Genomic DNA, 2,613 nt, shown 5'->3' on the forward strand with positions numbered 1-2,613 from the left:
CGTGCGTCAGTACCCGAGTAGCAGGGATCGGATATTCTCTGTGAAGGACCCAGGCATCCCCTGGGAAGACTAAACACTCCTCGAGACCGATAGCGAACAAGTAGCGTGAGCGAACGCTGAAAAGCACCCCGAGAAGGGCGGTGCAATAGGGCCTGAAATCAGTTGGCGAAAGAGCGACAGGGCGTAGAAGGCTCTTCGAGTAACGAGAGACGCGCGAGCGTCCAGTAGGAATCGAAGAGAGCCGGCGTCGTGTCGTGCGTTTTGAAAAACGACCCAGGGAGTGTACCTAGATGGCGAGTCTAACCCGAGAATCGGGGAAGGCGCAGGGAAACCGATATGGCCGCAGCATTGCGAGGGCCACCGTGTGCAAGCGCGGGGAGTCATCGGGGTACGACCCGAAACCAGGCGATCTATACGCGAGCAGGGTGAAGCGTGGCGAAAGCCACGTGGAGGCCCGTTAGGGGTGGTGTCCTACAATACCCTCCCGTGATTCGCGTATAGGGGTGAAAGGCCCATCGAGCCTGGCAACAGCTGGTTCCGACCGAAACATGTCGAAGCATGACCTTCGGCGAGGTAGTATGCGGGGTAGAGCGACCGATTGGATGACCCGCCTCCGAGAGGAGTCGGCCATCCTGTCGAACTCCGAACCTGCATACGCTGTCGACCCGAGGAGTCCGGTGTGCGGGGTAAGCCTGTGCACCGTGAGGGGAACAACCCAGAGCAAGGTTAAGGTCCCAAAGTGTAGACTAAGTGCGATTGGAAGGTGGTCTCAAGCCCTAAACAGCCGGGAGGTGAGCTTAGAAGCAGCTACCCGCTAAGAAAAGCGTAACAGCTTACCGGCCGAGGTTTGAGGCGCCCAAAATGATCGGGGCTCAAGTCTACCACCGAGACCCTGCCGCGCCCGTCACAGGGCGACCGCGTAGGTCGGCGTCCCGTTCGGATGGAAGCTCGGGTGAGAACTCGCGTGGACCGTTCGGGAACGACAATCCTGGTCACAGTAGCAGCGATAGTCGGGTGAGAACCTCGACGGCCTGATGAGTACGGTTTCCTCGGCACTGTCAATCAGCCGAGGGTTAGCCGGTCCTAAGTCCCCCCGTAAGTCGACGGGGACAACGGGAAACTGGTTAATATTCCAGTGCCATCACGCAGTAAAAGTCGACACCGCGGAAAACACCAAGCCGGGCATTCGCCCGGTCGAATCGGAGAAGCTCGTGGACGCCGTCACGGCAGGAAGCGAGCGAAGCCCGAGACAGCGCAAGTTGGTGGTATCCGGGGTCCGTGAAAAGACGAGCGTGATGTCCGTACCAAGATCCGACACAGGTACTCTGGCAGCGAAAGCCACGGCCTGTCGGGAGAACCGACGTTAGGGAATTCGGCAAGTTAGTCCCGTACCTTCGGAAGAAGGGATGCCTGCTTTGGAGAAAGCAGGTCGCAGTGACTCGGGCGCTCCGACTGTCTAGTAACAACACAGGTGACCGCAAATCCGCAAGGACTCGTACGGTCACTGAATCCTGCCCAGTGCGGGTATCTGAACACCTCGTACAAGAGGACGAAGGACCCGTCAACGGCGGGGGTAACTATGACCCTCTTAAGGTAGCGTAGTACCTTGCCGCTTCAGTAGCGGCTTGCATGAATGGATAAACGAGAGCGCCACTGTCCCAACGTTGGACCCGGTGAACTGTACGTTCCAGTGCGGAGTCTGGAGACCCCCAAGGGGAAGCGAAGACCCTATAGAGCTTTACTGCAGGCTGTCGCTGAGACGTGGTCGCTACTGTGCAGCATAGGTAGGAGCCATTACACAGGTACCCGCGCTAGCGGGCCACCGAGGCATCATTGAAATACTACCCGGTAGTGACTGCGACTCTCACTCCTGGCGGAGGACACCGGTAGCCGGGCAGTTTGACTGGGGCGGTACGCGCTCGAAAAGATATCGAGCGCGCCCAAAGATCTCCTCACCCGGGTCGGGAACCCGGAGAAGAGCGCAAGAGCACACGGAGGTCTGACAGTGTCATTCCCAACGAGTGACGCTGACGCGAAAGCGTGGTCTAGCGAACCTACGAGGCTCCGGAATGGGGCCCGTAGATGACAGAAAAGCTACCTTAGGGATAACAGAGTCGTCACCCGCAAGAGCACATATCGACCGGGTGGCTTGCTACCTCGATGTCGGTTCCCTCCATCCTGCCCGTGCAGAAGCGGGCAAGGGTGAGGTTGTTCGCCTATTAAAGGAGGTCGTGAGCTGGGTTTAGACCGTCGTGAGACAGGTCGGCTGCTATCTATTGGGGGTGTTATGGTACCTGACGTGAACGGTCGTATAGTACGAGAGGAACTACGACCGGTCGCCACTGGTGTACCGGTTGTCCGAGAGGGCAGATGCCGGGTAGCCACGCGACACGGGGTAAGAGCTGAACGCATCTAAGCTCGAAACCCACATGGAAACGAGGTACCGTTGAGGTCCCTCCTAGAAGAGGAGGTAGATAGACTCGGGGTGTGCGCACCAAGGCAACGAGGTGTTAAGCCCACGAGCACTAACGGACCGAGCCACAGTCATATGGTCCACCTCACAGACTGAGTTCAGGCGGAAGCTGGATCGCACGTATACACGGTCGGAGTCTC

General features: G+C 58.4%; 1 rRNA gene. It reads left to right on the plus strand.

The features are described 5' to 3' along the window. Positions 1–2,549, plus strand: a 23S ribosomal RNA gene (locus tag ACFQE9_RS15130); the annotation flags it as partial. Positions 2,550–2,613 lie beyond the last annotated feature (64 nt).

Source organism: Halopenitus salinus (assembly GCF_042662125.1).
GTDB classification, from domain to species: domain Archaea; phylum Halobacteriota; class Halobacteria; order Halobacteriales; family Haloferacaceae; genus Halopenitus; species Halopenitus salinus.